The organism is Microvirga brassicacearum (assembly GCF_008757455.1).
Classification (GTDB): Bacteria; Pseudomonadota; Alphaproteobacteria; order Rhizobiales; family Beijerinckiaceae; genus Microvirga; species Microvirga brassicacearum.
Window position 1 is genome coordinate 14,708 of the sequence record NZ_VCMV01000007.1, and the last position, 26,528, is coordinate 41,235.

The 26,528-nt window shown below is 63.0% G+C and carries 26 protein-coding genes; 8 read left to right on the forward strand and 18 right to left on the reverse strand.

What is annotated here, in order from left to right; translation table 11 throughout:
* Nucleotides 1-65 precede the first annotated feature (65 nt).
* The 4 genes from FEZ63_RS05755 (at nt 66) to FEZ63_RS05770 (ending at nt 3,510) form a co-directional block, all read left to right on the forward strand.
* Nucleotides 66-371 (forward strand): hypothetical protein, encoded by a 306-nt coding sequence (locus FEZ63_RS05755; RefSeq protein WP_150942689.1) that lies wholly within the window; start codon nt 66-68, stop codon nt 369-371.
* A 55-nt stretch (nt 372-426) separates the two neighbouring features.
* Nucleotides 427-1,194: an isocitrate lyase/PEP mutase family protein gene (locus FEZ63_RS05760; protein ID WP_150942690.1), complete on the forward strand. Its 768-nt coding sequence runs from the start codon at nt 427-429 to the stop codon at nt 1,192-1,194.
* A gap of 124 nt (nt 1,195-1,318) precedes the next feature.
* Nucleotides 1,319-2,089 carry an SDR family oxidoreductase gene (locus FEZ63_RS05765; RefSeq protein ID WP_150942691.1) on the forward strand — a complete coding sequence of 257 codons (771 nt, stop codon included), beginning with the start codon at nt 1,319-1,321 and terminating at the stop codon, nt 2,087-2,089.
* Nucleotides 2,090-2,250: 161 nt separating this feature from the next.
* Nucleotides 2,251-3,510 (forward strand): GGDEF domain-containing protein, encoded by a 1,260-nt coding sequence (locus tag FEZ63_RS05770; protein WP_150942692.1) that lies wholly within the window; start codon nt 2,251-2,253, stop codon nt 3,508-3,510.
* 31 nt (nt 3,511-3,541) lie between these two features.
* On the opposite strand, the gene FEZ63_RS05775 is transcribed toward FEZ63_RS05770, so the two are convergent.
* The 6 genes from FEZ63_RS05775 to FEZ63_RS05800 form a co-directional block, all read right to left on the reverse strand.
* Nucleotides 3,542-3,973 carry an RbsD/FucU family protein gene (locus tag FEZ63_RS05775; RefSeq protein WP_150942693.1) on the reverse strand — a complete coding sequence of 144 codons (432 nt, stop codon included), beginning with the start codon at nt 3,971-3,973 and terminating at the stop codon, nt 3,542-3,544.
* Between the two features lie 10 nt (nt 3,974-3,983).
* Nucleotides 3,984-4,973, reverse strand: a complete 990-nt coding sequence (locus FEZ63_RS05780) for an aldo/keto reductase (RefSeq protein ID WP_150942694.1) — start codon at nt 4,971-4,973, stop codon at nt 3,984-3,986.
* Between the two features lie 28 nt (nt 4,974-5,001).
* Nucleotides 5,002-5,835, reverse strand: coding sequence for an amidohydrolase family protein (locus FEZ63_RS05785; RefSeq protein ID WP_150942695.1), 834 nt, complete (start codon nt 5,833-5,835; stop codon nt 5,002-5,004).
* 6 nt (nt 5,836-5,841) lie between these two features.
* Nucleotides 5,842-7,137, reverse strand: a complete 1,296-nt coding sequence (locus FEZ63_RS05790; protein ID WP_150942696.1) for a TRAP transporter large permease — start codon at nt 7,135-7,137, stop codon at nt 5,842-5,844.
* Nucleotides 7,137-7,637, reverse strand: a complete 501-nt coding sequence (locus FEZ63_RS05795) for a TRAP transporter small permease (protein WP_150942697.1) — start codon at nt 7,635-7,637, stop codon at nt 7,137-7,139. Before FEZ63_RS05795 ends, FEZ63_RS05790 begins: the two co-directional genes overlap by 1 nt.
* Before the next feature lie 174 nt (nt 7,638-7,811).
* The gene (locus FEZ63_RS05800) at nt 7,812-8,816 is read right to left on the reverse strand and encodes a sialic acid TRAP transporter substrate-binding protein SiaP (RefSeq protein ID WP_150942698.1); all 1,005 of its coding nucleotides are present in this window, start codon (nt 8,814-8,816) and stop codon (nt 7,812-7,814) included.
* A gap of 186 nt (nt 8,817-9,002) precedes the next feature.
* On the opposite strand from FEZ63_RS05800, the gene FEZ63_RS05805 reads away from it, so the two are divergent.
* Both FEZ63_RS05805 and FEZ63_RS05810 read left to right on the forward strand, forming a co-directional pair.
* Nucleotides 9,003-9,896: a dihydrodipicolinate synthase family protein gene (locus FEZ63_RS05805; RefSeq protein ID WP_275552332.1), complete on the forward strand. Its 894-nt coding sequence runs from the start codon at nt 9,003-9,005 to the stop codon at nt 9,894-9,896.
* A gap of 2 nt (nt 9,897-9,898) precedes the next feature.
* Complete coding sequence (locus FEZ63_RS05810; protein WP_150942699.1) at nt 9,899-10,579, forward strand: GntR family transcriptional regulator; 681 nt, start codon at nt 9,899-9,901, stop codon at nt 10,577-10,579.
* Between the two features lie 54 nt (nt 10,580-10,633).
* Here the strand turns inward: FEZ63_RS05810 and FEZ63_RS05815 are convergent, their stop codons facing one another.
* The 11 genes from FEZ63_RS05815 to ehuR all read right to left on the reverse strand — a co-directional run bounded on the left by FEZ63_RS05815 (nt 10,634) and on the right by ehuR (nt 22,696).
* On the reverse strand, nt 10,634-12,025 hold the full coding sequence (locus FEZ63_RS05815; protein ID WP_150942700.1) for an aspartate aminotransferase family protein: 1,392 nt from the start codon (nt 12,023-12,025) through the stop codon (nt 10,634-10,636).
* Between the two features lie 13 nt (nt 12,026-12,038).
* Nucleotides 12,039-13,556, reverse strand: a complete 1,518-nt coding sequence (locus FEZ63_RS05820; RefSeq protein ID WP_150942701.1) for an NAD-dependent succinate-semialdehyde dehydrogenase — start codon at nt 13,554-13,556, stop codon at nt 12,039-12,041.
* 132 nt (nt 13,557-13,688) lie between these two features.
* The gene (ehuA, locus tag FEZ63_RS05825; RefSeq protein WP_150942702.1) at nt 13,689-14,456 is read right to left on the reverse strand and encodes an ectoine/hydroxyectoine ABC transporter ATP-binding protein EhuA; all 768 of its coding nucleotides are present in this window, start codon (nt 14,454-14,456) and stop codon (nt 13,689-13,691) included.
* Entirely contained in the window at nt 14,453-15,145 is a 693-nt protein-coding gene (ehuD, locus tag FEZ63_RS05830) for an ectoine/hydroxyectoine ABC transporter permease subunit EhuD (protein WP_150942703.1), read from the reverse strand. The genes ehuA and ehuD overlap by 4 nt, the downstream gene beginning before the upstream one ends.
* On the reverse strand, nt 15,142-15,807 hold the full coding sequence (gene ehuC, locus FEZ63_RS05835) for an ectoine/hydroxyectoine ABC transporter permease subunit EhuC (RefSeq protein WP_150942704.1): 666 nt from the start codon (nt 15,805-15,807) through the stop codon (nt 15,142-15,144). The genes ehuD and ehuC overlap by 4 nt, the downstream gene beginning before the upstream one ends.
* Nucleotides 15,808-15,885: 78 nt before the next feature.
* Nucleotides 15,886-16,737: an ectoine/hydroxyectoine ABC transporter substrate-binding protein EhuB gene (ehuB, locus tag FEZ63_RS05840; protein ID WP_150942705.1), complete on the reverse strand. Its 852-nt coding sequence runs from the start codon at nt 16,735-16,737 to the stop codon at nt 15,886-15,888.
* A gap of 81 nt (nt 16,738-16,818) precedes the next feature.
* Nucleotides 16,819-17,829 (reverse strand): N(2)-acetyl-L-2,4-diaminobutanoate deacetylase DoeB, encoded by a 1,011-nt coding sequence (gene doeB, locus FEZ63_RS05845; protein ID WP_150942806.1) that lies wholly within the window; start codon nt 17,827-17,829, stop codon nt 16,819-16,821.
* Nucleotides 17,830-17,834: 5 nt separating this feature from the next.
* Nucleotides 17,835-19,016 (reverse strand): ectoine hydrolase DoeA, encoded by a 1,182-nt coding sequence (gene doeA, locus FEZ63_RS05850; protein WP_150942706.1) that lies wholly within the window; start codon nt 19,014-19,016, stop codon nt 17,835-17,837.
* Nucleotides 19,013-20,026, reverse strand: a complete 1,014-nt coding sequence (gene eutC, locus FEZ63_RS05855; RefSeq protein WP_150942707.1) for an ectoine utilization protein EutC — start codon at nt 20,024-20,026, stop codon at nt 19,013-19,015. The genes doeA and eutC overlap by 4 nt, the downstream gene beginning before the upstream one ends.
* Nucleotides 20,026-21,027 carry a hydroxyectoine utilization dehydratase EutB gene (eutB, locus tag FEZ63_RS05860; RefSeq protein WP_150942708.1) on the reverse strand — a complete coding sequence of 334 codons (1,002 nt, stop codon included), beginning with the start codon at nt 21,025-21,027 and terminating at the stop codon, nt 20,026-20,028. Before eutB ends, eutC begins: the two co-directional genes overlap by 1 nt.
* A gap of 208 nt (nt 21,028-21,235) precedes the next feature.
* Nucleotides 21,236-22,696 (reverse strand): MocR-like ectoine utilization transcription factor EhuR, encoded by a 1,461-nt coding sequence (gene ehuR / locus FEZ63_RS05865; RefSeq protein WP_150942709.1) that lies wholly within the window; start codon nt 22,694-22,696, stop codon nt 21,236-21,238.
* A gap of 62 nt (nt 22,697-22,758) precedes the next feature.
* Between ehuR and FEZ63_RS05870 the strand changes: the two genes are divergently transcribed.
* Nucleotides 22,759-23,223 (forward strand): Lrp/AsnC family transcriptional regulator, encoded by a 465-nt coding sequence (locus tag FEZ63_RS05870; RefSeq protein ID WP_150942710.1) that lies wholly within the window; start codon nt 22,759-22,761, stop codon nt 23,221-23,223.
* Between the two features lie 172 nt (nt 23,224-23,395).
* The gene (locus FEZ63_RS25480) at nt 23,396-25,972 is read left to right on the forward strand and encodes a DNA translocase FtsK (protein ID WP_244622657.1); all 2,577 of its coding nucleotides are present in this window, start codon (nt 23,396-23,398) and stop codon (nt 25,970-25,972) included.
* 78 nt (nt 25,973-26,050) lie between these two features.
* On the opposite strand, the gene hpf is transcribed toward FEZ63_RS25480, so the two are convergent.
* Nucleotides 26,051-26,416: a ribosome hibernation-promoting factor, HPF/YfiA family gene (hpf, locus tag FEZ63_RS05880; protein WP_162419679.1), complete on the reverse strand. Its 366-nt coding sequence runs from the start codon at nt 26,414-26,416 to the stop codon at nt 26,051-26,053.
* Between the last annotated feature and the right edge of the window lie 112 nt (nt 26,417-26,528).

The following is a 26,528-nucleotide window of genomic DNA, read 5'->3' on the forward strand; positions in this document are numbered from 1 at the left end:
GACGCAAAACAGGGCTGCTGTCGCAACAAGCGGCAGCTGTAAATTGTTCAGGGGACGAGCGGATCATGAACCTAACGATTTTTGCCGCGGGTGCGATCCTGGCATTCGTCGCGCCGGCGGGGGCTCAGGAGAGTGAGCCGTCGACGTGGCGCGACCCCGACACCAGATGCGTCTATCTCAAGGTCAACGACACCTTGAGTCTTCGGTATCGCCGCGATGGCTCGCCGGATTGCGCGAGCGTGCCTCAAGTCTCGGTTGGCACAACGATCACCCGCGATGACTTCCGCGAGCTCTCTCGCGCCATCGAGAGTTTGCGACGGGATGTCGGCGCGGTGCGTCGTGAGATTGATCGGTTGCAGCCCACGCGCTGATGTATTGTGATCCCTGGAGAACGCGTAACCGCGAATTCTCGCTCTGAGGTGATTTATGTCGAAGCAAATATCCCATGCCACCGCGTTCAGGTCGTTTCATATTCCTGGTCGCCCGCTCGTTCTTTTCAATGTCTGGGACGCAGGTAGCGCAAAGGCGGTCGCAGCCAGTGGCGCAAAGGCCCTGGCAACTGGAAGTTGGTCTGTTGCCGCCGCGAACGGATTTGGCGACGGCGAGCAGGTGCCCCTCGATTTCTGCATCGCTAACCTGCAGCGGATCGCGGGCGCAATCGATCTTCCTCTCACGGTCGATCTGGAGCGCGGCTACGGCGCCGATCCCAAGGCGGTCGGCGCGACGGTCGCGCGTGCTTTGCGGGCCGGAGCGATCGGCTGCAACATCGAAGACAGCCTTGCGGAGAACGGAGCCTTGCGCGACGTCTCCGATCAGGCAGCGCGGATCAGAGAGGCCAGGATCGCAGCCGATGACATGGGCATTCCGGCATTCGTGAATGCGCGTACGGACGTGTTCTTTCAAACGGGTCGGGATCAGCATGATGAGAGCATGGTGACAGCGGCTCTCGAACGGGGGCGCGCCTACGCCGATGCCGGCGCGGACGGCTTGTTCGTACCGGGGCTGGCCGACGAAAGGCTTATCGGCGTTCTGGTCGAACGATCGCCGCTGCCGGTCAACATCATGGCGGGCGACGCAACACCAAATGCGGCGAAACTCGCGGAGTTGGGCGTCGCTCGCGTCAGCCATGGACCCGGTCCGTACCTCCTGGTCATGCGTGCGCTGGAAAATGCAGCAAGAGCGGCCTTGCTGTGAAGTGCATTGCGGGAATCCGCCGTGATCTCTTCTGAATTCGGCGGCAAGAACCGGATCGCGATCAGCTTTCCGAGCTGAGATGTAGAACCCGAGCATCATATCGGCTCAGAAAAAGGGTTCAAAAGTGTCCACATTGATTAACAAGGTCGCAATCGTAACCGGTGCCAGTTCTGGTATCGGTTACGCAACCGCCAAGCTGTTTGCGCGCGAGGGTGCAAGCGTCGTCGTGACCGCCCGCCGAGCCGCCGAACTGGACGCTCTGGTAGCAGAAATTCAGCGCTCCGGGGGAAACGCGGTCGCCGTCGTTGGCGACGTGAGAGATGAGTCTCTCGCGCAAGCTTTGGTCGAGACGGCCGTCAGTCGTTTCGGGGGGCTGGACATTGCTTTCAACAATGCCGGCGCCGTGGGCCAGATGGGCCCAATTTCGGAGGTCTCGCTCAGCGACTGGCGCGATGCGCTCGACACCAATCTCACGAGCGGGTTTCTCGGAGCGAAGTATCAAGTCCCGGCAATGCTCAAACGAGGCGGCGGTTCGATCGTCTTCACCTCCACGTTCGTGGGCCACACCGTTGGAATGCCCGGGATGGCTGCATACGCCGCGAGCAAGGCCGGCTTGATCGGCTTGACCCAGGTGCTTGCCGCCGAGTTCGGTGCAAAAGGCATCAGGGTGAACACGATCCTGCCCGGTGGCACCGATACGCCCGCGAGCGTGACCAACGCTCCGGGTGCCGCCCCGGAACTGCTCGCTTTCGTGGAAGGACTGCACGCCCTCAAACGGCTTGCGGCGCCGGAGGAAATCGCCAAATCGGTGCTCTTCCTCGCATCCGACGCATCGAGCTTCGTCACCGGGACCGCCTTCCTGGCCGATGGTGGGGTATCCATCACAAGGACGTAAGGGCGGTCCGTCGAACAGCAGGCGGCGCCATAGGCGCCGTCTCGTTCCTCGCCCGCATAGGGGATCCGCGCTCGCTGGCCTCACCTCATCCCGTCAAGTGTCGACAAACAGCCCTTCGGAATATAATCGTTTTGAAGGCTGACAGGGGTGGCGGGCTTTCGATGGAGCGCAATCGTCTGATCGCACTGTTGCGCCGGTTCTTTGGAACGGGGCACGGTGGCCCAGCTCTCGACGAAAACGAGGTCCGGGTCGCGCAGTCGGTTGCGCTAGTTCGTCAGATGCCGATGATCATCATCGGCAACGGTATTGGCTCGACCATTGGATACCTCTTCCTCGGCGCGTCGAAGGTTTCTCACGATCTGACCCCTCTCGGTCTCGGCATCTGGCTCCTCCTTCTGCCCATGCTGATCAGTTGGTTTAGGCTTCGCGGGCGCGCGGTACCGCAGAGGGTATCGAAGCGGCGCATCCGCCGCATCACGGTCTATTCAGGTGTTCTCGGCACGGCATGGGCTGCGTTGGAGCTCTGGTACCTGCCAACGGTTCCGTTTTCCGTGGCGGCGTTCCTGATGGCGAGCTGCGGGTTCCTGGCCGTCAGCGCCGTGACCACAATCTTCGTGATGCCTTGGGCCTGCATCGCCTACGCCACCCCGATGATGGGGGCGGCGATTTACATTTCCGCTCGCTCAGAAGATCCGGTCGCCGGCCCCTTCATCGGTCTTCTGCTGCTCATGTCCTTTGGGATCTTCTGGTTCCTCGCCGTCAATTGGCGCAACTTTCTGACGATGTTGGAACTTTCGGCGGAGAAGAGCCGCCTGCTGGTTCAGCTGGCGAGCGACCTTCAGATGCAGAAGGAACTCGTCGAAGCCAAGGACGAGGCGACCGCGGCTTTGCGAAAGGCCAACCTCGCGCTCAAAGCGCTCGCTCAGACCGATCTATTGACCAACCTGCCGAACCGCCGAGGCTTCGAGCAGACGCTCCGAAGGGAGTGGCTGCGGATGCAAGCCACGGGCTACACGCTGTCGCTCCTGATGGTCGATGCCGATCACTTCAAGGCGATCAACGATCGACATGGCCACAAAAAGGGCGACGAGTGTCTGCGCATCATCGCCGCGGCACTCGAGGCCAGCGTGCGTGCGGGTGACACGGTATCACGCTACGGCGGAGAAGAGTTCGCTGTCATTCTTCCGGGCTTGGCCGGTTCCGATGCCTTCAAAGTGGCAGAGCGTATGCGCTCAACGGTGGAAAGCTCGGGCGCGGGGTTCGGGCTAACCATCAGCATCGGCATCGCCACATGTCACACGAGCAATGCCCTCACGACCTCCGAACTGATGGAGCAGGCCGACGACGCGTTGTTCCGCGCAAAGCAGGGCGGTCGCAACCAGCTTGTTTTGGCCGCGGCGAGTGTCGAGGGGAAGCGATAAATCTTTCGGCCCGGTCATTGATCGCGCGCGGCTATTCCGGCGGCAGGACGCCCGTCTTGAGGATGAGATTTCCATAGAGGCGCCGCTCGCCGGTCGCGACGATGAAAGCCGCGCTCCGCGCACGCTCGTAGAAAGCGAAGCGATCAAGCCCGACGACCGGGAATGGACCTGCGAGTCTCTGCACCAGATCAGCAAAGACTTCGCAGATGGGCGGCACCGTTGCCGGATCGTCGACGCTCGCCATCCGGAAGGCCGCTGCGTCCGCGAACGTGTCGAGCGGAAGATGGGTCAGGATCGCGTCGACGGCCGAGACCGCATCGACACCGTCAAGCCGCACGACACGCGGCCCCAGGCTGTGAGCCGGGAAATTGGCGTCGGCGACAACCAACTCGTCGCCATGGCCAAGGCTTCGAAGGGCGTGCAGCAGGTCAGGACCCAGAAGCGGATGAATGCCACGCAACATGCTGGTCTCCTTACAAGTTGAGGGCCGCAGCCTCGAATGAACGCCAGGCATCCTCCGGAACCGGGGTCTCCAGAAGTTCGAGGTTGCGGCTCAGGCTGGAAGCCTTGGCGGTGCCAATGAGCACGGTCGCGACAGCTGGATGTTGAAGCGGAAACTGCAGGGCCGCGGCAGCGAGCGGAACGCCAGCCCGCGTTGCCGTCTCCTCAAGCTGCGCGACGCGGCGCAGAATGTCGTCGTCGGCGGGGCCGTAATCGAAATGAGCGCCGGCAACCGGCCCGGTGGCAAGGATGCCGGAATTGAACACACCTCCAATCACCAGCGATGTCCCGGCCTTCTCGCAGAGCGGAAGAAGTTCGCGGCTGGCAGAACGGTCAAGCAAGGTGTATCGGCCGGCGAGGAGAATGCAGTCGAGGGGTGCCCGCGCCATCACGTCGAGGCAGACCTGGACCTCGTTGACGCCGAGGCCGTAGGCCGAAATGGAGCCCTCGCGCTTCAACTGCTCGAGCGCCTTCAAGCCACTATCCATCAGGTCGCGGAGGTGCCCGTCATTGGCCACCTGGCCGTGGGTGTAGGCTCCGATATCGTGCACGAAAAGGATGTCGATGCGGTTCAGGCCGAGGCGTGCCAGACTGAATTCCACAGAACGCATGATCCCGTCGTAGCTGTAGTCGTAATCGACCGCGAAGGGCAGGGGTTCGACGTAGCTGTAGTCGGGAACCTGATCTTCCGGGACAGCTCTCAGGAGCCTTCCGACCTTGGTCGAGAGCACATAGGAGTCACGGGGATGGTCGCGCAGGAAGTCGCCCATCCGCCGCTCGGACAAACCGAAGCCGTAGAAGGGGGCGGTGTCGAAGTATCGGATGCCGGCGTCCCAGGCGGCCCTGAAAGTCTCCTCCGCGTTCAGGCGCGGCACGGCTCGATACAGCCCGCCGATGGCCGCGCCGCCGAGGCTGATTTCCGTCACCTGCAGTGAGGTCCTGCCGATCTGCCGCCGCTTCATGCTGGTGCTTCCCAATCTGCCCGAAAGTTTACAATCGATAGAAGCGGCTGGCGACATCGCCGAAGACCGCGCTTTGCTCGCTGCGTGAAAGCCTGGCGAGATGCCCGCGTGCGAGTTCAATCCATGTTGCGTAGGGGGCAGCCAGTTCGACGACCGGCCAGTCGGAGCCCCACATCAGGCGCTCGGCGCCGAAGATTTCGAGCAGATGATCGATGAACGGCGCCAGATCTTCGGCACTGGCCCGGCGGCCGGCCTCCGTCAGCAGCCCTGACAGCTTGCACCGGACCTGAGGACGTTCGGCAACCGCCGCGATGAGATCGGCCCAGGCCGCAAAGCCTTCGCGGCCCGCAGCGATGGCGGGCTTGGCGCCGTGGTCGATCACGACCGGTAGGTCGGGATAACGATCGACGAACGCGCGAAGGGCCTGGAGGTGATGCGGACGCACGAGCGCGTCGAAGGTCAGGCCGAGGCGTTGAACCGCCGCCAACGCCGGCGCCAGCGCGGGCCGCAACATCCAGTCCGCGTCAGGTATCGCCTGGATCATCGGGCGAATGCCGACGAACTTGTCGCGCGCAGCAAACCGCTCCAGGTCGGCGATGGCAGCTTGGGTTTCGAGATCGACCCAGCCGACGACGCCGGCAATGAATTCATGGGCATCGGCAATGTCGAGAAGATGCTGCGTCTCCGCAACATCCGGCGCGACCTGAACCAGAATGCTCCGGCTGACGCCGGCTGCTTCGAGCTCCGCCTTCAAATCGGCGGGGCCGATATCTCGGTAAATCGGTGCGAGGTCCGGCGTCGGCCAATCGAACCACGGGTCACTGAGGGACCAGAAATGCTGATGCGAGTCGACGACCGTCATTTCGCTCTAGCCACCATATCCGAACTGCCGCGGCAGCCAGAGAACGATGTCGGGGACGAGGATCATCAGGAGAAGCGCCGCGATGAGGATTGCGATGAAGGACCAGATCTCGCGGATGATGTCCCGCAGCGGAATCCCGGTCAGGCCGCTCATGACGAAGAGCAGCACCCCATAGGGCGGCGTGATGAGCCCGATCATGATGTTGACGACGATCACGACGCCGAAATGAACCAGGTCGATGCCAAGTTCGCGCGCGGCCGGAAGGAACAGCGGCACCAGAACGAGCAGCATGGTCGTGGCATCGAAGAGGCAGCCGAGAATGAGAAACAGCAGGTTGACCAGCAGCAGGAACATGAGCGGCGACACCTCCGCTCCCTGCAGCAGCAGCGCCACCTGCTCCGGCAGCCGTTCCGACGCCACCACATAGTTGAAGACCATCGCGGCTGCGATCAACAGGGCAACGACGCTCGTGGCGCGCGCCGATTCCACAAACACCTTGAAACCTTCCTTCCAGGAGAGCTCGCGGTAAAGCAAAACGGCAAGCATCAGCGCGTAGGCTGCTGCGATCGCCGCTGCTTCCGTCGGCGTCGTCGCGCCGCCATAGATGCAGTACAGCAGGATCACGGGCATCAGCAGCGCAGGCACCGCCCGCACGCTCGTGCGCGGAAGTTCGCGCAGTGGAATTCCCTCGCCCCTCGGGAAATTGCGCTTGCGGGCAACGAAGCCGACGAGCCCCATCTGCGCCAGGCCCATGATGAGACCGGGGATCACGCCGGCGAGAAACAGGTATCCGACCGACGTGTCCGAGACCACCGCATAGATGACCATCGGGATCGACGGGGGGATGATCGGACCGATCGTGGCGGACGAGGCTGCCACCGAGGCGGCGAAGCCCGGTGGAATGCGCCCTTGCTTGATCATCATCTGCGTGACGAGCTTGCCGGGGCCGGCGGCATCCGCGATGGCGGATCCAGACATTCCCGAGAAGATGATGCTGACGAGAATATCGACCTGCGCCAAGCCGCCGCGAAAGCGGCCGACCAGCGCCTGGCAGAACTCGAAGAGTCTGTCCGAGACGCCGCTGGCATTCATGATGTTGGCGGCGAGGATGAAGAGCGGGACAGCCAGCAGTACGAACGAATCGTAGAGACCGTTGAGGATCTGCTCGCTGAAGAGGCCGAGGTCGCGTCCGGTGACGAACAGATAGCCGATCGAGGCGACGAACATCGCAAAGGCGACCGGCATTCCCAGAAGGGCAAGGCCGAAGAATGCGACGAGCGTCAGGATGAACACGGTACTCATCAGTCGATGTCCTGGCGAGCGCTAAGCTCTTCGTTCCATGATGGGCCCATGAGCCGCTTGATCCGGATGACCGCGTCGACGATGACGGCCACCAGAAACACCGCGAAGATCGAATAGAGAAGGTCGAAGCGAATTCGAAGCACCGGGCTCTTTTCGATTTTCATGAACATGACGTAGTCGATCGTCCCGGGCAGACCGACGACGAATGCGATGGCGATGATGCCGCTGAGGACAATCGCGAGGCGGCGGCGAGCGCCCGGCGGAAGGGCCTCGAAGGCCATGTCGAAGGTAATGTGATCGCGCTCCCTCAAGAGAAACGCAGCGCACCAGAACACGATCCAGATATAGAGGATCAGCACCAGTTCCTGCGTCCAGCTAATGGGATTGTTCAGGATGTAACGGGCGAAAACCTGGACCAGGAAGGCTGCGAACATTGCGGCGAAAAGCGCCGCCGCGATGATTTCGGCGAACTGGCGGAACCGGGCGCGGAAGGATTGCATGGGCAAACTTTCAGTGGGCTCGCGCCGTGGCCACAGGCGCAGAACAACTTCATCAAGAACCGGGCAGCAGACCTCACCGATGGTCCACCATCACCGTCCTCTGCTCGACCGGTAGGGACGGCCTCGTGGAGGCCGGCCCGATGCCCGATCGCCGAACCAAAGAATTGAACGCTTCTACTTCGTCGCGTTGATGCGATCGACCATGCCCTTCGGCCATGTCTTCGACCATTCCGAGTCCAGATATGCCTTCTGCACGTGGGTGCGGAACGCGTCGAGATCGGGCTTGTAGACTTTGAGTCCCTGCGACTTGAAGAAGGCCTGCAACTCGCCCTCTTCCTTGATTCTGTTGTCGTTGTTGAACTTGACCGCGGCCTTCGCGGCGTTCATTACGGCGGTCTTCTGCTTGTCGTCGAGCTTGTTCCAGCTCGATCCGGCAAGGGCGAGGAAGATCGAATCCACGAGGTGATCCGTCATCACGATCTGCTTCGTGACCTCGTAGAATTTCGTCGCGCGGACCGTCGGAAGCGGGTTGTCCTGGCCGTCGATCGCGCCGGTCTGGAGAGCCGTATAGATTTCGCCGAAAGCGAGCGGCAGCGGGTTTGCGCCCAGCGCTTTGCCGAGGAACAACCAGGTGTCGGAGCCCGGCATGCGCAGCTTGACGCCGGCCAGATCGGCCGGTGTCTTGATTTCCTTGTCGGTGCGCAAGTTGACCTCGCGCGTTCCGAGATAGCCGACGCTGAGAATCTTGATTCCCATCTTGTCTTCGACAAGCTTGTACATCTCGCGACCGATCTCACCGTCGAAAACCTTCGCCTGATGCTCGGGGTCGCGGATGAGGTAGCCGGCGGTGAAGATCGACCATTCCGGCACCTGCTTGGCGATGTCGAACGCCGAGATCATCGCCATCTCGAGGTTGCCGCGCTGCATGGCGGCCGGTTCCGTGCCTTGCTTGAACAGCGTTCCGTTGAGGTGGATCTCGACGTCGAATTGTCCGGGAGCGCTTTTCTCGAGTTCCTGCTTGAAGACCGGCAGCATCTTGGCGTGCCAGTCGGAATCGACCGCAGGCGTTGAAATCCTGAGCTTGATCGGGTCGGCGGCCAAGGCCGGCACCATCCCTGCAACGAGGCCGATGGCGGCGACAGCACCCATCAGGGCGCGGCGTGAAACTGATATCGACATGACGTCTCCTCCGGACTTTTCATTGAGCTTCCGGGTGAACAAGCCCGGTTCTCTGCGTCTCGTCTGCATAGTGCCCAGCGTTTGGGCCGCTTGTAAATATCTAAATACGAGGTAACATGTTAATCCTACACAACGCGCTCGGTCGCTCTCCGGCGGAGCCCTGATCTTTACTAGAGGAATCTTGCGGTGACCGAATCTTCTAAGCCTTTTGGCCTCTCCGCGGCGATGACCACGCCGTTTCGGGAGGATGGCGCGATCGATCTCCCGCGGCTGGTCGATCATGCCCGCTGGTGCCTTCAGCAGGGTTGCGCCAGCGTTACGGCCTTCGGCACCACAGGCGAGGGCGCATCGGTTGGAACTTCCGGTCGCGAGCAGGTCCTGGGCGCCCTCGCCGGCGGCGGAATCGCTCCGCGCAACGTGGTGTATTGCGTTGCCGCCACATCGCTTCACGAGGCGTTGGCCCAGGGGCGCATGGCCTATGACTTCGGAGCCCGCGCGCTTCTTTTGCCGCCGCCGTTCTATTTCAAGGGTGTGAGCGACGAAGGTTTGTTCGCCTGGTTCAGCCAGCTTCTCGGCAAACTCGGCAAAGCGGCGCGCGACGTCATCCTCTACAACATCCCGTCGGTCACGCAGGTGGCACTGTCGGTTGAACTGATCGGCCGGATCAAGAACAGCTTTCCGGGCGTCATTACCGGCGTGAAGGATTCATCCGGAGACTGGGATTACACGCAACGCCTTCTTGCCGCCCACAAGGATCTGGCGATCCTGATCGGCGACGAGCGTTATCTGGCTGAGGGCGTGGCCCTCGGCGGGCAGGGAGCCATTTCAGGTCTGGCCAATGTCTGTCCGCAGGTCTTGCTTTCCCTGGTGCAGAACGCCCGCCCCGACGCTCGCATCAATGCGCTAGTGGATGAGGTTCTGCGCTACCCGGTGACCCCGGCCGTGAAGGCGCTGGTGGCGCATCGCACCGGCGATGCCGAATGGCGTCACGTCCGGGCGCCGCTTGTTGCCCTTCCGACCGGAACCGCCGCCAGCTTGAGCGCCGCATACGACACGCTTTTCGCGTTGAAAGCGGCCTGAACATGGACAAGACGAACCAGACGCGTGATGGCGGAACTCTGCGGGAAAGAGCCTACGAGAGTTTCACCCATCACCTTCTGGCGCGCGACATCAGACCGGGACAGTTCATCTCACAACGAGAGCTCGTCGAACTGACCGGGCTGCCGCTTGGCGCGATCCGCGAACTCATCCCGCGCCTTGAGGCCGAGGGCCTCATCAAAACCGTTCCGCAACGCGGCATGCTGGTCGCGCATGTGGATGTCAGTCTCATCAAGGACGCGTTTCAGTTTCGTCTTTTTCTGGAGCGGGAGGCGATGGCGATTTTCGCCGTCGAGGCGAGCGACGCGACACTCGCCCGTCTCCGGCAGGACCACGAACAGGTGATCGCCGATTGCCTTGCCCGGAATGGCGAAATCAGCCCCGAGCTCGTCGCGCGTGCGCAGAACATCGACTGGAATTTGCACTGGACGATCATCGCGTCGCTGACCAACGACATCATCGCCGATGCCTACCGGGTCAATTCCATCAAGGTGAGGTTGATCAGGCAGGAGCAGACCCTGCTCTCGGAGCCGCTCGTCATTCCGGTGATGCAGGAGCATCTGACTGTGATCGCCGCGATGGAGACGAGAGATCCAACGCAGGCCGTGGAGGCGATCAGCGCGCATATCCTCAGCGCAAGGAACCGCGCGCTCGGCGTGAGATAGACGAAAGACACGCCATGACGGGCCGGCTTTTCACCGGCCCGTCATGGACAAGAATCAGAGTTCCGCGCTCACCGCTTCAACCGCACCCTTGGCGGCGGCAACGACCGTGTCGGCTTCCTGCCGCGTGAGGCAGAGCGGCGGGGCAAAGCCCAGAATATCGCCCTGCGGCATGGCGCGGCCGATCACGCCGCGCTCCAGCATGGCCGCCGCGATGCGCGGACCCACCTTTTCCGACGCGTCGAAGAAGACCCGGTCGTCACGATCGCGCACGAACTCGATGGCAGCCATCAGGCCTTCGCCGCGAACCTCGCCGACGAACCGATTGGAGCCGACGGCATCGTTCAAGGCTTTCTTGAAATAGGCCCCGACCTCGCCGGCATTGGCGACAAGGTCGAGATCGTCCACCACTTCGAGATTGGCGACGCCCGCCGCTGCGCAGAGCGGATGGGACGAGTAGGTCCAGCCATGGCCAATGGGACCGAATGTATCGGAACCCTGCTCCAGGATGCGCCAGAGCTTTTCCGACACGATGACGCCGGAAAGCGGCGCATAGGCGGAGGTCAGGCCCTTGGCGATGGTGATGAGATCCGGCTTCATGCCGTAATGATCGGAGCCGAACATGGTGCCGAGGCGGCCGAATCCTGTGATCACCTCATCGGCAATCAGCAGGATGTCGTGTTTCGCCAGCACCGCCTGGATCTTTTCCCAATAGCCCTGCGGCGGCGGCACGATGCCGCCCGTGCCGAGCACCGGTTCGCCGATGAAGGCTGCTATGGTCTCCGGACCCTCGGCTTGAATCATCTCCTCGAGCTTGTCGGCGCAATATTGCGAGAATTGTTCCTCGCTCATGCTGCGATCGGGCCGCCGGAAATAATAGGGCGCTTCCGTGTGCAGGATCGGGGGGCGCGGAAGGTCGAACAGGTTGTGGAACGCCGCCAGTCCGGTGAGGCTGCCGCTCATCAGGCCGGAACCGTGATAACCGCGCCAGCGCGAGATGATTTTCTTCTTCTCGGGCCGTCCCAGAACGTTGTTGATATACCAGACGAGCTTGAGGTTCGTCTCGTTGGCGTCCGAACCGGACAGGCCGAAGAACACCCGGCTCATGCCCTTCGGGGCGCGGTCGATGATCATCTTCGCGAGGCGGATGGACGGCTCGGAACCGTGGCCCACATAGGCATGATAATAGGGCAGGGCCGCCGCCTGCGCCGCGATGGCATCGGTAATCTTGGTGCGGCCGTAGCCGACATTCACGCAATAGAGCCCGGCGAACGCGTCGAGGCTGCGCTTGCCTTGCCGGTCGACGATGTACACGCCCTCCGCCCCGGTGATGATGCGGTTCGGCGTCTCGCCGCGCGCATGCTGCGCCATGTGGGTGGAGGGGTGGAAGAAGTGATCCCGGTCCCAGGCATTGAGTTCGTTGTCGGGATTGTTCGTTTCGTTCAGCATGGCTGGCTCCGGATTAGGTGATGTCGACGCAAAGGTATTTCAGGTCTGTAAAGGCTTCGAGGCCGTGGCGCGATCCTTCGCGTCCGACGCCGGATTGTTTCATGCCGCCAAAGGGGACCGGCGCGCCGGTGATCTTCACGCGGTTGACCGCCACCATGCCGTATTCGAGGAGGCGGCCGAGGCGCAGGGCGCGCGCCCCGTTTTCGGTGACCACATAGGCGACGAGGCCGTATTCCGTGGCATTCGCCCGCATCACCACTTCATCCTCCGTATCGAAGGGCGTGACGGCGGCGACGGGCGCGAAAGTCTCTTCGCTCATGATCAAGGCGCTATCGGGCACGTCGGAAAGAAGCGTCGGCGTCACGAACAGGGGTCCGGCGGGTTGTGCCGCGCCCACAATCCGCCGCGCGCCACGCGCGACGGCGTCGTCGATCTGCGCGTTCGCCTTGATCACCGCATTGGCGTGCATCAGCGGCCCGATCTCGGTGTCGGCCTCCAGTCCCGGGCCCATTTTCAGCCCTGCAATTCGCTTGCCGAATGCCTCGCAGAATGCCGGGTAGATGGAACGCTGGACGTAAATGCGGTTTGCCGCGAGGCAATCCTGCCCGGATGTGGCGAACTTCGCCGCCATCGCGATCTCAACGGCCTTTTCCAGGTTGGCATCGTCGAACACCAGAAGCGGCGCATGGCCGCCCAATTCCATCACGAGGCGTTTCATGGTGGGAGCGCAACGGGCCGCGATCTTGCGACCGATCTCGGTCGAGCCCGTAAAGCTCACCACCCGCACGCGCTCGTCGTCGCAGAAGCGGTTGGCGATCGGTTCGGCGTCGCCGGTGACGATGTTGAACACGCCGGCGGGCAGTCCAGCCCGTTCCGCGAGCTCAGCGAGTGCGAGGGCGGAGAGAGGAGTATAGGAAGAGGGATGCGCCACCACCGTGCAGCCGGCAGCGAGCGCCGCGGCCGCTTTGCGGGTGAGCATGGCGGCCGGGAAGTTCCAGGGGGTCAGCAATACGGCGACACCCAATGCCTCCCGACGCACAAGCATTTCCGCACCGGGCAGGTGGCTCGTCACGCTCTCCACGTTCAGGCGCTTAGCTTCCTCGGCGTACCATTCCACGAATGATGCGGCGTAGCTGATTTCGCCGAGCGATTCCGAAAGTGGCTTGCCCTGTTCCAGCGTCATGATGAGGGCAAGATCTTCGCGAGCGTCGAGAATGAGATCGTACCAAGCGCGCAATCGGGCGCTGCGTTCCTGCGGCAGCAGAGTTTTCCAAGCGGGCAATGCCCGTGCCGCCGCATCCACCGCTTGGGTCGCCTCGTCTGCGCCGAGACGAGACACGCGGGCAATGGTGAGGCTGGAGGCAGGGTCACGCACCTCGAAGCGCGCATCGTGCGGCGCTCCGGTCCAACGACCGTCGATATAGGCCATCTCCCGCAGCAGGCGTCCGTCGCGAAGCCGGCTCAGCGCCGGATGCGCATTTGCCTTCACGGGCACCGAAGCGGCGTCGACAGTGTGTGTGATCGCGTTCATGCGACGCTCTCCTTGCGGTTGACACGGCTCAGACTAGCGTTCCGGACGGCGAGAGGATCTCGGTTCTTCGGCCGAGGCCAGAGAGAGTCTCGGTTTGGTGGGCTGTGATCCGAGACTTCTCCCGTCCGTCGTTCAATCGTTCAGAATCGAGCTCAGGAACTCGCGGGTGCGCGGCTGCTCGGGATTGCCGAAGAATCGGTCCGGGTCGCCCTGTTCGACGATCCGTCCCTTGTCGAAGAAACAGACGCGGTCGGACACTTCGCGCGCGAAACGCATCTCGTGGGTGACCAGCAGCATTGTGAGGTCATGCTCGCTCGCGAGAGCGCGGATGACGCCCAGAACCTCTCCCACCAATTGCGGATCGAGCGCGGAGGTGGGCTCGTCGAACAGGAGAACGCGCGGGCGCATGGCAAGCGCACGGGCGATCGCGACGCGCTGCTGCTGGCCGCCGGAGAGCTGGCTCGGATAATGATCCTTCTTGTCGAGAAGGCCGACCATGCGCAGAAGATCGATGGCGCGGCTCTCCACCTCGGCGCGCTTCATTTTCAAGACCGCCACCGGCGCCTCCACGATATTGCGCAGGACGGTCATGTGCGGAAAGAGGTTGAAGCTCTGAAACACCATGCCGACATTGCAGCGGATCTTGTGCAGGTGCTTTTCGCTGGCCTTGAACGCACCGCGCCCATTGGGCTCGTGATAGCTGATCCCGGCAAGCTCCAAATGCCCTTCCTGGAAAGGCTCCAGCGTCATCAGGATGCGCAGCACCGTGGATTTTCCGGAGCCCGAAGGGCCGATCAGCGTCACTTTCTCGCCGGGCCGGACATCAAAATTGAAATCGTCCAGCACCGTCAAGGCGCCGAACCGTTTCGTGACGTTCTGGAAACGGATGATGGATGTCATCGCAGGGGGATTCCGCTTTTAGGCAGAGCCTTCTCCACCGTGTGGATGATGGCCGAGCAGATGAGGGTCATGGGCAGGAAAATCAGTCCGACCATGGAGAGCGGCACCAGGTAGTCGAAGGTGCGCTCGCCGATCATGTTGGCAAGGCCGAGCATGTCGAGGACCGTCACCACCGACAGGACCGGAGTCTCCTTCAGCATGGAGACGAGGTAATTCCCCAGCGCCGGGACGATGCGCGGGATCATTTGCGGGATGACGACGTCGCGATAGGTCAGCAGCTTGCTCATGTTGAGCGCCGTCGCAGCCTCCCACTGGCCGCGTTGTACCGCGTCGATTCCGCCCCGGTACACCTCCGACGTGTAGGCGGAGTATTGCAGGCCGAGGGCAAGCGCGCCGGTCATGAAGGCTGGTAGGACGATGCCGAAATCCGGCAGCACATAGTAAAGGAAAAAGAGCTGGACCAGCAACGGCGTGTCGCGCACGAACTCGGTGAAGCACGCGACGCTCCATGAGATCGCCTTGATGCGGCTGCGGCGCATCAGCGCCAGAACGAGGCCGAGGACAAGCGCAATGGCGAAGCCGACCGCAGCGGCCTTCAGGGTGACCATCAGGCCGATGCCGAGAATGGGCAGGATCGAGATCGCAAAGGTGAGGGGCGTGGTGGTGTCCCAGACATAACCGTACATCATGAATGGGCACTCCTGGGGAAGGCGGGCCCGCGCCGCAGCTTCATCTCGACGAAGCGGAGGACGAACATCAGGAACAGCGCGATGATGAAATAGCCGAGCAGCGTCATCGTGTAGATCGTGGCGCTGTCGAGGGTAATGTTGCGCAGCGATTGCGCCTGGAACGTCAGGTCGGCAATGGAGATCAATGAGACCAGCGCCGTGTCCTTCAAATTCTGCACCGCGAGGTTGCCGAAGGGCGGCATCATCTCGATGATCGCCTGCGGCATTGAGATGTGCCACAGGGTGTAGGTGCGGCTGAAATTGAGCGCCCGTGCCGCCTCGTGCTGCGCGAGCGGCACCGCCACCAGGGCGCCGCGCACGACTTCGGCGCCGAAGGCCCCGGTGAGGAGGGCCAGCGTCACGATTCCGGTCGTGACCGGATCGAAGGAGATGCCGATCAGCGGTAGCGCATAATAGAACCAGAACAGCTGGACCAGCAGCGGCGTGCCGCGAAACAGCGCCACATAGGCAAAGGCGATTCCCGACAGAATGCGATTGCTCGAGATGCGCGCGATGCCGGCCGCGAATGCGAGGATTGCGCCGATCGCGATGGACGCGAGCGAGATCGTCACCGTGACTTGCGCGCCCTTGAGCAATGGCGCGAGATATTGCGTCCACGTCATCGTCGTTGTCTCCTCACGCGCGTTCCGTCCGGCCGGGATCGATCATCCCCGCCGGACAGTTCAAAACGGTGCGACGGGTTACTTGCCCTCGCACAGATCCGCGACGTTCTTCGCCTCGGCGGCCTTGATGCTCTCCGCGCTCAGGCCGTAGGACGTGAGGATCTTCTTGTAGTCGTCGGTCTTGCGGAACTCGACGAGCGCCTTGTTGAAAGCGGCATAGAGATCCTTGTCCTCGGGACGGAACGCGAAGCCGCCGTAATTGCGCACGGGTTTCCCCTTGACGATCGGATCGGTGAAGGGCCTCACCTGCTCCACGTCCTTGCCGCCCTCGGCGAGCTTGGACACGGTCAGCTCGGTCGCCGCATAGGCGTCCGCACGGCTCTGCACGGTCGAGAGTGCATCGGCATTGGCCTGGATGATGACAATCTGGTCATCCTTGACCCCGACGGCGCGCAGGAAGTCGATGTTGTTCGCACCCGACACGACCGCAACCTTCAAGGACGGGTCCTTCGCGATATCGGCATATGTGGTGAGCTTCTTCGGGTTGCCCTTCTTGACCAGCAGGCCTTCACCATAGCTCGAATTCGGCTCGGTGAACGTCACCTGCTTGCAGCGCTCGGGCGAGATGTTTTGTTCCGCAGCCGCGAACGCGAAACGGCGGGCCTTCAAGCCGGGAATGAGGGTGCCGAACGGCGTCACCGTCCAGTTGACCTCGTTGATGCCCATGCGCTTCAGCACGGCGATCGCGACGTCAGGGCCGATGCCGGCGGCGGAGCCGTCTTCCTTCATATAGCCGTAGGGAACCTCGTTGGCGGTGGCGCCCTGGATGTAGCCGGCTTTCTTCACCTCATCCATCGTGAGCGCTTGAGCGCCCCCGAGGCCGGCTGCGAGAGCGAGAGCGGCAACGCCGTATCGAATGGTCTTGTGCATGTAGTCTTCTCCTCTGGTGTTTTGGGAATCCGCGTGCCGGTTGATCCGGCTTGCAGCGACATCGCTGGCGGGGTTTTGGGTTCAGATCGTGTCCTCCACCGTGGCGACGACCGCGAGGCAGTCGCCCGTCTTGACGAGACCGGGGAAGTGTCGGGCTGCAAGGACGCCATCGAGTGCCGCCCGATGTTCTGTCGGGGTTTGCCCGGTGCGTCCGAGAGGGTGGATGCGGGCGATCACGTCGCCGGCGCGCACGCGGTCGCCGAGATCGATGCAGGGTTCGACGAGCCCGTCATCCTCTGCAAAACCGAAGCAATCGCCCGACGGCATATCGAGCCAGCGCGTGGGCCCGGTTTCCGGCGCGCCGGCGACGATGCCGGCATGTTTCAGAAGATTCATGGTTCCGCGCTTGGCGATACCCACGGTCTTGGCAGTCGAGGTGCCGCCACCCGAGAGCTCGGTGGTGACGAAAACCTTGCCCAGATCCTCCGCGGCGGTGTCGTACATGCCGACCGCATCGATCTCGATCATCTTCATCGAATAAGGCGCCGAGAAAGCCGCCACCGCATCGAAGCAGCGCTTCTCCTGCGCCTTGTCGGGCAGTTCATGCGCGGCCGCATAGGGCAGAAAGTCGAGGGTGCGTCCGCCCGAGTGGAAGTCGAGCACCAAATCCGCCAGCGGCAGCAGCGTGCGCTGGAAGTAATCGGCGATCTTTTCCGTCACCGTACCGTCGGGGCGCCCCGGAAAACTGCGGTTGAGATTGCCGCGATCGATGGGCGACGTCCGGGTGCCGGCGCGGAACGCCGGATAATTCATGGCCGGCACGATGATGACGCGGCCCTGCACCTGATCGGCTCGCAACGTGCGCGCCAGATCGAACAGCGCCACCGGGCCTTCATATTCGTCGCCATGGTTGCCGCCGGTGAGCAGCGCGGTCGGCCCATTCCCGCGCTTGATGACGGCAATCGGGATCATCACCGAACCCCATGCCGAATCGTCCCGGCTATAGGGCAGACGCAGGAATCCATGCTGCACCCCGTCCGCCTCGAAATCGACGCTGGCGGTGATGGGGGAGGGGCGCTGAACGGGTGTCATGAGGTTCATGGTTTCACGAAGAGCTGGCGCGGAACGTTCGACAGGCACTCGACGCCCTTGTCGGTGATGACGATGCTCTCGGTGATCTCGAGACCCATATTCTCGAGCCAAAGCCCCGTCATGAAATGGAACGTCATGCCCGGCTGGAGCTCGGTCTTGTCGCCGGGACGCAGGCTCATGGTGCGCTCGCCCCAATCCGGCGGATAGCTGAGGCCGATGGGATAGCCGGTGCGGTTGTCCTTGACGATGCCGTAGCGCTTGAGGACGGTGAAGAACGCGTTGGCGATGTCCTCGCAGGCATTGCCGGGTTTCGCTGCCGCAAGTCCTTCCTCCATGCCTTCGAGCACGGCTTTCTCGGCATCGAGAAAGGCTTGTGTCGGCTTGCCGAGAAAGACGGTGCGCGACAGCGGGCAGTGATAGCGCTTGTAGCAGCCGGCGATCTCGAAGAAAGTGCCTTCGCCGCTGCGCATGGGACGATCGTCCCAGGTCAGGTGCGGCGCGGACGCTTCCTCGCCCGAAGGCAGGAGCGGCACGATGGCGGCGTAATCGCCACCATAGCCGTCGACGCCGCGCAGGCCCGCATCGTAGATCTCGGCCACGAGATCGCATTTGCGCATGCCGGGTTCGACCTTTTCGACGATGCGCCGGTGCATCGCCTCGACAATGCGGCCGGCCTTCTTCATGTAGCCGATCTCGGTCGCGCTCTTGACGGCGCGCTGCCAGTTCACCAGCGACAACGCGTCCTTGAATTTGGCATTCGGCAGGTTCTTGGTCAGCGACATGTAGGCGGCGGCGGAGAAATAGTAATTGTCCATCTCGACAGCGATGGTGCCCTTGTCCCAGCCGCGTTCCGCGATGATGCCGGACAGGAAATCCATCGGGTGGCGCTCAGTAGATTGAACGTAATGGTCGGGATAGCCGATAATGTTGTGGTGGGCGAGATAGGCGGTGCGCTTCGCGCCGTTGGCGTCCTGCCCGCGGCCGTACCAGATCGGGTCCCCATGAGGAGGCACCAGCACGCATTGATGGACGTAGAACGACCAGCCGTCATAGCCCGTGAGCCAGTGCATGTTGGACGGATCGGTGACGATCAGGAGATCGGTCCCGGACTTGTCCATGGCCTTGCGGGTCTTCGCAAGGCGCTCGGCATATTCGGCTCTGGTAAAATTGAGGTTGGGCGCGCTCACGGGGTTCCTCCGGCTGATTCTTGCGTGTCGATGGCTCTGCCCGCGCCGGCATTGGCGGCGCGGGCGTGAGCAAGGGTGGCGATGGCGGTATCCTGCACGCCGGTTCCGGTGAGGTCGCACAGGGTGATGGTGTCGGGGCTTTCCCGTCCCGGCGCTTGTCCGGCGATCACCTGTCCCAGTTCGGCGAACGACCGATCGGGTGCGATCAGGCCGGCGCGGATCGCGTGGTGGAGTTCGCCGAGACGCCGCGTCTGCGCCAGGCTGTCGGCGAAGTAGGAAACGCGCGCGAGGACGGCAGGCTCGATCTCGTTCTTGTGCTCGGAATCCGAGCCCATGGCCGTGATGTGCTGGCCCGGGCGCAGCCATTCGGCTTTCAAGATCGGCTGCTCGGCCGGGGTCGTGGTGACGATGATTTGCGCGCCGTCGCAGGCGGCCTCGGGCGTGGACGCGGCCTCGACCGTGATGCGAAGCGAATGCGCCATCTCTCGCGCCGCCGCCTCGGCCTTCGCAGGCTCGCGCGCCCAGATCCGCGCACGGGTGATCGGCCGCACCAGTGTGAGTGCTTCAAGCTGCAGCCGTGCCTGGATGCCGGCGCCAAGGATCGCGGCGGTGTGTGCGTCGGGCCTTGCCAGGTGCTTCGCCGCGACGGCGCCCGCGGCAGCCGTGCGCACATCGGTGAGATAGCCGTTATCGAGCAGCAAGGCCTCCACGAGGCCGGTCCTGGTGCTGAGCAGGATCATCAGACCGTTGAGGCTCGGCAGGCCCAGCTTGGGGTTATCGAAGAAACCGGGGCTGACCTTGATGGCAAAACCATCGAGGCCGGGCACATAGGCGGTCTTCACATCCACCTCGCCGCGATGCTCAGCAATGTCGAGCCGCAGGATCGGCGGCATCACCACGGCCTTGGTGGCGAGAGCCGCAAACGCGTTCTCCACACAGGCGACCACGCTCGCATCGAGCCGCACGACATTGCGAAGATCGGGTTCGGTGAGCACGAGCATCCGGGCCATCAGCCGCGCCCTCCGGCGGATATCGCTCTATCCGGAGTTCCATCGACGATCCGACGATGCTGTGCTTCATCGATGTTGCGGCCCGAAACCACGATGACGGTGGGCCCGCGCGTCTCGACCTTGTTCGCCAGAAGCGCCGCGATGCCGACCGCTCCTGCGCCTTCAACCGTTTCGTCCTCCACCGAGAAAGCATGGCGGATTCCGTGCGCGATCTCCTCCTCCGACAAAAGCACCACGCCATCGAGCAGGTCGCGGCACATGGCAAAGGTGTATTGGTTGGCCAACCCGATGCCGCCGCCAAGCGAATCGGCCAGCGTTTCCAGTTCTTCGACGAGAACGGGTTTTCCCGCGCGCAGGCTTTCGTCCATCGCCGCGCCGCGCGCCATGGAGACGCCGATCACGCGGGCTCCGGGAAGTTTGCTCTTGATCGCTGCGGCGACGCCGGATGCGAGCCCGCCGCCGGAAAGCGGAACGAGAATGAGTTCAGCATCGGGGCGATCCTCGGCGATTTCCAGACCGAGCGTCCCCTGTCCGGCGATGATGGCCGCATGATCGAATGGCGGAACGGCGATGAGGCCTTCCTCACGCACCAGACGCTCGACTTCATCCTGCGCATCGTCCTGCGAGCGCCCGACAATGCGCACCTCCGCGCCGAGAGCGCGCACGGCCTCAACCTTGTTGGCGGGAACGAGAGCCGACATGCAGATAACCGCCCGCACACCTTCGACCTTGGCAGCGTGGGCGAGGGCGCGGCCATGATTGCCGGTGGATGCGGTGACAAGGCCGTGCCGACGCGCTTCGCTATCCAGCGACAGAACGGCGTTGGTCGCGCCGCGCAGCTTGAAGCTGCCGGTTGTTTGGTGGTTTTCCAGCTTGAGAAAAACCGGAGTGCCGCAGCGCGTGGACAGGCTGGCGGAAGGAATGAGAGGCGTGCGCTGAATGCTGCTGGCGATGCGCTCTTGGGCCTGCCGGATATCGTCGAGCCCGATTGCAGCCCTCATCACAGGGAGCCTGCCGAGCGAACCGCATCAAGGATGTTCCGGCTCCGGCCGAGGCCAGCGCCCAACGCGTCTGCGTGAGCCGCATTGGGAGAAATCGTTCCTGCTGGCCTGGAATGCATCGGTCACCTCGCTCAGGACAAAGCGATCGTGTAATGCACCAAAATTCATGTCAATAATTATATTGTCATGAAACAATCCGCAACTCGGCTCAGGCGATCGAACTCACGTCAAAGACCGGTGGCAATTGCTCGAAGGTTCGCCGCACGATCTGCAGCGCATCACTCAGAGCCGCATGCGAGAGCCGGCCTCCCAGGCAGATGCGAATGCCGCCCTCGCAGCTTCCGCCAGCCATGAAGGGATCGGAGGGCGTGACGGCGATCCGGCTTTGCGCGAGCGCCCGCACGAGGCCATCTTCGGTCCAGCGCGGCGGCACTTTCAGCCATGCGCACAGGGAGAGCGGGTGGGTCTGGGCGATGTGATCGCTCAAGCTCTCAGTCACGATCGCTTGACGCGCCCGCGCTTCCCGGCGCTGCACGTCGATCAGGTTGCGAGCGGTGCCGTCCTCGACCCAGCGTGTGGCAATCTCGGCCGGAAGGTTGGTGGCGCTCCAGGTCGTCACACGCATGATGCTGGCGACGCGGATGCCGTATTGCGGTGGCACGACCAGATAGCCGACTCGCAGGCCGGTCATGACGGATTTGGTGAAGCTCGTGACGAAGAAGCCGAGATCGGGCAGGAGTTCGGTGATCGATGGAAGCGCCGCATCCAGCAACGGCTTGTAGACTTCATCCTCCACCACGAACACACCGTAACGGCGCGCCACGTCGGCGATGGCTCGCCGCCTTTCGGCGCCCATCACGTGGCTCGTCGGGTTGCCCAGCGTAGGCACGAGCACCAGCGCCGTCACGCCGCCGCCCGCGCAGGCATCCGCGAAGGCCTCCACCAACACGCCTTCGCGATCGGTCGGCAGCCCGCGCAGGCTGAATCCCAGCACGTTCGCGAGGCCGATGATGCCGTGATCCGTCAGGCTCTCAGTCAGAACGATGTCGCCGGGCTGGACGACGGCGGCGACCGCCAGAAACAGGCCATGGGCCGCCCCGTTGGTGATGAGGATGCGATCCTTCTCGGCATCGACGCCCAGACCCTTGAGCCAGCCCTGTGCGGCCGCGCGATGCCGATCGAGGCCGGCGATCGGCCGGCATGGGCGCATGAAAGTGCTGTTGTCGAGTTCTGCGAGATCCGCCATGACGGCGCGGGATGCGCGTTCGTGCGCCTCGGTATAGACGGCCCGGACGATGGACAGATCCATCGCCTCGCCTGGGTTCCGGTCGAGCATGAAACGGTCGGCCTTCTCGGTGACGCGGCTGCGCACGAAAGTGCCGCGGCCAACCTCGCCACGCAGGTAGCCCCGCCGTTCCGCCTCCTTGTAGCTCAGGCTGACGGTCTGCACGGACACGCCCATGCGGCGCGCAAGGTCCCGATGGGTCGGCATCTGCGCCAGGGCCGGCAGGATGGCTGCGTCGATGTCCGCGATGATCCGCTCCGCCAATAGCTTGTGTTTGGTCGCTCCCCGGCGCTTGGCGAGCGTCGGGCGCCACGTGGCAAGATCCGATGCGTCTTGGACGGGGCTCGGGGCGAGGTCATTCGGGGGAGAAACTTGTTCACGCATGGGATTGTCTCGAAGGAATGTCCTGAGATATTCATTACATTGGAATGGGGTGCTGGATAGCCATGAAGCTCGATAAAATCGATTTGAAAATTCTAGCAGCTCTCCAGATCGACGGTCGGATGACCAAGCTGAGACTTGCGGAGGCCGTCAATCTGTCCCCGACCGCCTGCTGGGAACGTCTGAGCCGGCTGGAGAAAAGCGGTGTCATCACCGGCTATACCGCGCGCATCAACCCGGAGAAGTTTGGGCGGCGCACGACGGTTCTCGTCGAGATCATGCTCAAGAGCCACCAGCAGGCGGATTTTCAGCGCTTCGAGACCGCCATCATGAAGGAGCCCAGCATCATTTCGTGCGACGCGACCGGCGGCGGGGTCGATTATATTCTCAAAGTCGCCGCCGATGATATCGACGCCTATCAGCGGCTGATCGACCGGCTCCTGACGCAGGAACTCGGGATCGATCGGTATTTCACCTACATCGTCACGAAGAGCGTGAAGGCCAGCGACCTTACGGCGCCGTCCCTGTAGCGTTGGTCCACTTCCTGTCGCGGACGCTGCCAGTCAGGACGGTCGCGCATCTGCCCTTAGGTCAGATCAGGATAGTCCGAATCCCCTAACCGACTTTTTACCTGTCGCGCCCGATGGTGCCCTGAAGCGTCGGCCCTTGGGCTGTCGCGCACCCTTGGAGCCTATCGAGATCATGCGACCGAACCACCAGCCAGCGCCTTGCCCGCAGACCAGCCCGGATTCGCGTCCGACCGAGCCGAAGCTGCCCTATGCTGGCGGTCCGTCCGCGGGCGGCATTCAGGAAGCAGCGGCCCGCGCGTGGAAAACGCCCTGGTCGGAAGCGGGACTTCCCGAGCCGGGCTGGTGGAAGGCATTCGCGGTCGACAAAAACGTCAGATCGACCCGAACACCGCGTCGGGTCGCGCCTGATCAGGCCACGATCGCCGCCAAGGCATCGGCCATCGTGGAGGCTGTCACCAAGACATTGGAGCCCCGGCCGATCCGCGAAGAAGCAGCGCTCCTTGCGGAAAGAGCCGAGGAAAATGCGGTGCGGAGCCGCATCGCGGATTTGCACAGCGCCTTCCGGCCCGAAGCTTCAAGGCAGGGCGAAGAGGGGGCTGACACGGCGGGCGACGGTCAACGTCTGGACGCACGGATCAAAGCCCTGCAGGACGCCGCCCGCGTGGATCGCGAGCCGCCGATCGAGAACGAGCCGCTCCTGACCCGGTCGCGCGGTGGTGCTGTGCGCCGGCAAGTCGTCACGACGGTCGACCAAGGCGAGGTAGCTGAGGCGACCGCCTCTTTCGGCTGGATGGAGCACACCTACGCGGTCAAAATCCTCTCGTTGAACGGGTCGTATGACTTCTCGGTGAGTCCCGCGGCCGAAAGTTTCGAGATGGCCAGCACCGCTGAAGCGGGCGCGGCTCATAGCACCATGAATGCGGAATATGTTTCCGGGTCGGCGCTGCCCCCAGTGCTTGTCGATGAGACGGCCCCGCAAAGTGAAAGCACGTTTGTCGAAGCTCCCGCGAATTCTCCCGAAGTCGATGCCGACTTTCTGTGGCTCTACGACAACCGGACGCCTGCCCGCGCGGTGAGCCCCGCACCCGAGCCGGAGACCGACGAACCCGTCATCCGCGTCCCGGAAATTACCATGAGAGAGGTTGTGGTTCGCGCGGAAGTCCCGGTTGTGCGGCCGTCGACGCAACTCGTCCCCTTCGTGCGCCACGAGACGACAGGCGAGGGGGTTTACGAGTTGCCGGACCTCGCCTACCTCGCAGAGGCCCCGAAAACCGAAGGCCCGGTTCTGACCGAAGATATCCTCGAGGAATCCGCTGGCCATCTGGAAAAGGTCATTCGCGATTTCGGCGTCAAGGGCGAGATCATTCATGTCCGTCCGGGGCCGGTCGTGACTCTCTACGAATTCGAGCCCGCGCCTGGAACCAAATCGGCGCGTGTCGTCGCGCTCGCCGACGATATCGCCCGCTCGATGAGTGCCGTCTCGGCGCGCGTCGCGGTCATTCCGGGCCGCAACGCCATCGGCATCGAGTTGCCGAACGAGACGCGCGACACGGTGTATCTGCGCGAGCAGCTGGAAAGCGACGATTTCAAAGCCTCGCGGCAGAAACTCCCGCTGTGCCTCGGCAAGACCATCGGCGGCGAACCGGTGATCGCCGACCTCGCCCGCATGCCGCACCTGCTTGTCGCCGGCACCACCGGCTCGGGCAAGTCGGTCGCCATCAATACCATGATCCTGTCGCTGCTTTACCGTTTCACGCCGGAGCAGTGCCGCCTGATCATGGTCGATCCCAAGATGCTCGAATTGTCGGTCTATGACGGCATTCCGCATCTGCTGACGCCCGTCGTTACCGACCCCAAGAAGGCGATCATCGCACTGCGCTGGGCGGTGCGCGAGATGGAGGATCGCTACAAGAAGATGTCGAAGCTCGGCGTGCGCAACATCGACGGCTTCAACGTGCGCGTGTCCGAAGCGAAGGCCAAGGGCGAAGTCATCACCCGCACGGTCCAGACCGGGTTCGAGAAGGAGACCGGCCAGGCGGTGTACGAGGACGAGATCATGGATCTCGAGCCGCTGCCTTACATCGTCGTGATCGTCGACGAGATGGCCGACCTGATGATGGTCGCCGGCAAGGAGATCGAGGGCGCGATCCAGCGTCTGGCGCAGATGGCGCGCGCGGCCGGCATCCACGTGGTGCTGGCGACCCAGCGCCCGTCGGTCGACGTGATCACCGGCACCATCAAGGCGAATTTCCCAACCCGGATCTCGTTCCAGGTCACCTCCAAGATCGACAGCCGCACCATCCTCGGCGAGATGGGCGCCGAACAGCTTTTGGGCCAGGGCGACATGCTCTACATGGCGGGCGGCGGCCGCATCACCCGCGTGCACGGCCCGTTCTGCTCCGACGAGGAGGTCGAGAAGGTGGTGGCGCATTTGAAGCGGCAGGCCAAACCGGTTTATGTCGAGGCAGTCACGGCGGATGACGAGGAAGAACTCGACGCCGAAGAGAGCCCGGTTTTCGACGAAGGTGATTTCGGACTTGGCGCCGGCGATCTCTACGATCAGGCCGTGGCGGTCGTTCTCCGGCACAAGAAGGCCTCGACCTCCTACATCCAGCGCCGCCTGCAGATCGGCTATAACCGCGCCGCGTCGATCATGGAGCGCATGGAAAAGGAGGGCGTCGTCGGCCCAGCCAACCATGCCGGCAAACGGGAGATCCTGATCGAGCTGGACAGCCGGGCGTTCGATTGAGGCGACGGCGCCGGATCAGCTGCCCCGTCGCTGATGCGGAGGAGCGATCGCTCCTCCGCATCAGTTGCGAAGGACAGCTCAGGGGCGCGCATCCGCGAACGGAATCGTCGTCCTGCTCGGGCGTCGAGCACGGTTGTCCCTGACCGCGCGCTTCTTGCGGCGCAGCTGCTTTGCCGCCTTTTCGATCGCCACGTTGAAAGCCTGGTAGCAATCCGTGCCGAGGCCGCCTGCTGAAATCATCTTGAAGGAGCCGATCTGCAAGTTCACGGCGCAGCGAAACAGCGGTCCCTCACGGCTGAAATACACGGGCGCCGCCACCAGTTCGCCGAAGTATTTTTCCGTGATGCGAAGAACGCTCTCGCGGACATGCTGCGGCAGCGCCTGACCGAGATCGACATTCGCGCTTTTGACCGTGATGACGTTGTCCAAACCGTCGAATTCCATCAAGACCTCCATGAGTTCGATGACGAGCCGTGGTCCGATCGAGAAAAAATCCTGGTCGCGCGATCGGAACCAATCTCATCCAAAAGATAAGGCTGCGGCCGAGCTTTTTCAT

Bases quoted from the DNA above. Each gene is read 5' to 3' on its own strand.
- FEZ63_RS05755 (WP_150942689.1), top strand. From the start codon at position 66: ATGAACCTAACGATTTTTGCCGCGGGTGCGATCCTGGCATTCGTCGCG.
- FEZ63_RS05760 (WP_150942690.1), top strand. From the start codon at position 427: ATGTCGAAGCAAATATCCCATGCCACCGCGTTCAGGTCGTTTCATATT.
- FEZ63_RS05770 (WP_150942692.1), top strand. From the start codon at position 2,251: ATGGAGCGCAATCGTCTGATCGCACTGTTGCGCCGGTTCTTTGGAACG.
- FEZ63_RS05775 (WP_150942693.1), bottom strand. From the start codon at position 3,973: ATGTTGCGTGGCATTCATCCGCTTCTGGGTCCTGACCTGCTGCACGCC.
- FEZ63_RS05780 (WP_150942694.1), bottom strand. From the start codon at position 4,973: ATGAAGCGGCGGCAGATCGGCAGGACCTCACTGCAGGTGACGGAAATC.
- FEZ63_RS05785 (WP_150942695.1), bottom strand. From the start codon at position 5,835: ATGACGGTCGTCGACTCGCATCAGCATTTCTGGTCCCTCAGTGACCCG.
- FEZ63_RS05790 (WP_150942696.1), bottom strand. From the start codon at position 7,137: ATGAGTACCGTGTTCATCCTGACGCTCGTCGCATTCTTCGGCCTTGCC.
- FEZ63_RS05795 (WP_150942697.1), bottom strand. From the start codon at position 7,637: ATGCAATCCTTCCGCGCCCGGTTCCGCCAGTTCGCCGAAATCATCGCG.
- FEZ63_RS05800 (WP_150942698.1), bottom strand. From the start codon at position 8,816: ATGTCGATATCAGTTTCACGCCGCGCCCTGATGGGTGCTGTCGCCGCC.
- FEZ63_RS05810 (WP_150942699.1), top strand. From the start codon at position 9,899: ATGGACAAGACGAACCAGACGCGTGATGGCGGAACTCTGCGGGAAAGA.
- FEZ63_RS05815 (WP_150942700.1), bottom strand. From the start codon at position 12,025: ATGCTGAACGAAACGAACAATCCCGACAACGAACTCAATGCCTGGGAC.
- FEZ63_RS05820 (WP_150942701.1), bottom strand. From the start codon at position 13,556: ATGAACGCGATCACACACACTGTCGACGCCGCTTCGGTGCCCGTGAAG.
- ehuA (WP_150942702.1), bottom strand. From the start codon at position 14,456: ATGACATCCATCATCCGTTTCCAGAACGTCACGAAACGGTTCGGCGCC.
- ehuD (WP_150942703.1), bottom strand. From the start codon at position 15,145: ATGATGTACGGTTATGTCTGGGACACCACCACGCCCCTCACCTTTGCG.
- ehuC (WP_150942704.1), bottom strand. From the start codon at position 15,807: ATGACGTGGACGCAATATCTCGCGCCATTGCTCAAGGGCGCGCAAGTC.
- ehuB (WP_150942705.1), bottom strand. From the start codon at position 16,737: ATGCACAAGACCATTCGATACGGCGTTGCCGCTCTCGCTCTCGCAGCC.
- doeB (WP_150942806.1), bottom strand. From the start codon at position 17,829: ATGACACCCGTTCAGCGCCCCTCCCCCATCACCGCCAGCGTCGATTTC.
- eutC (WP_150942707.1), bottom strand. From the start codon at position 20,026: ATGGCCCGGATGCTCGTGCTCACCGAACCCGATCTTCGCAATGTCGTG.
- eutB (WP_150942708.1), bottom strand. From the start codon at position 21,027: ATGAGGGCTGCAATCGGGCTCGACGATATCCGGCAGGCCCAAGAGCGC.
- ehuR (WP_150942709.1), bottom strand. From the start codon at position 22,696: ATGCGTGAACAAGTTTCTCCCCCGAATGACCTCGCCCCGAGCCCCGTC.
- FEZ63_RS05870 (WP_150942710.1), top strand. From the start codon at position 22,759: ATGAAGCTCGATAAAATCGATTTGAAAATTCTAGCAGCTCTCCAGATC.
- FEZ63_RS25480 (WP_244622657.1), top strand. From the start codon at position 23,396: ATGCGACCGAACCACCAGCCAGCGCCTTGCCCGCAGACCAGCCCGGAT.
- hpf (WP_162419679.1), bottom strand. From the start codon at position 26,416: ATGGAATTCGACGGTTTGGACAACGTCATCACGGTCAAAAGCGCGAAT.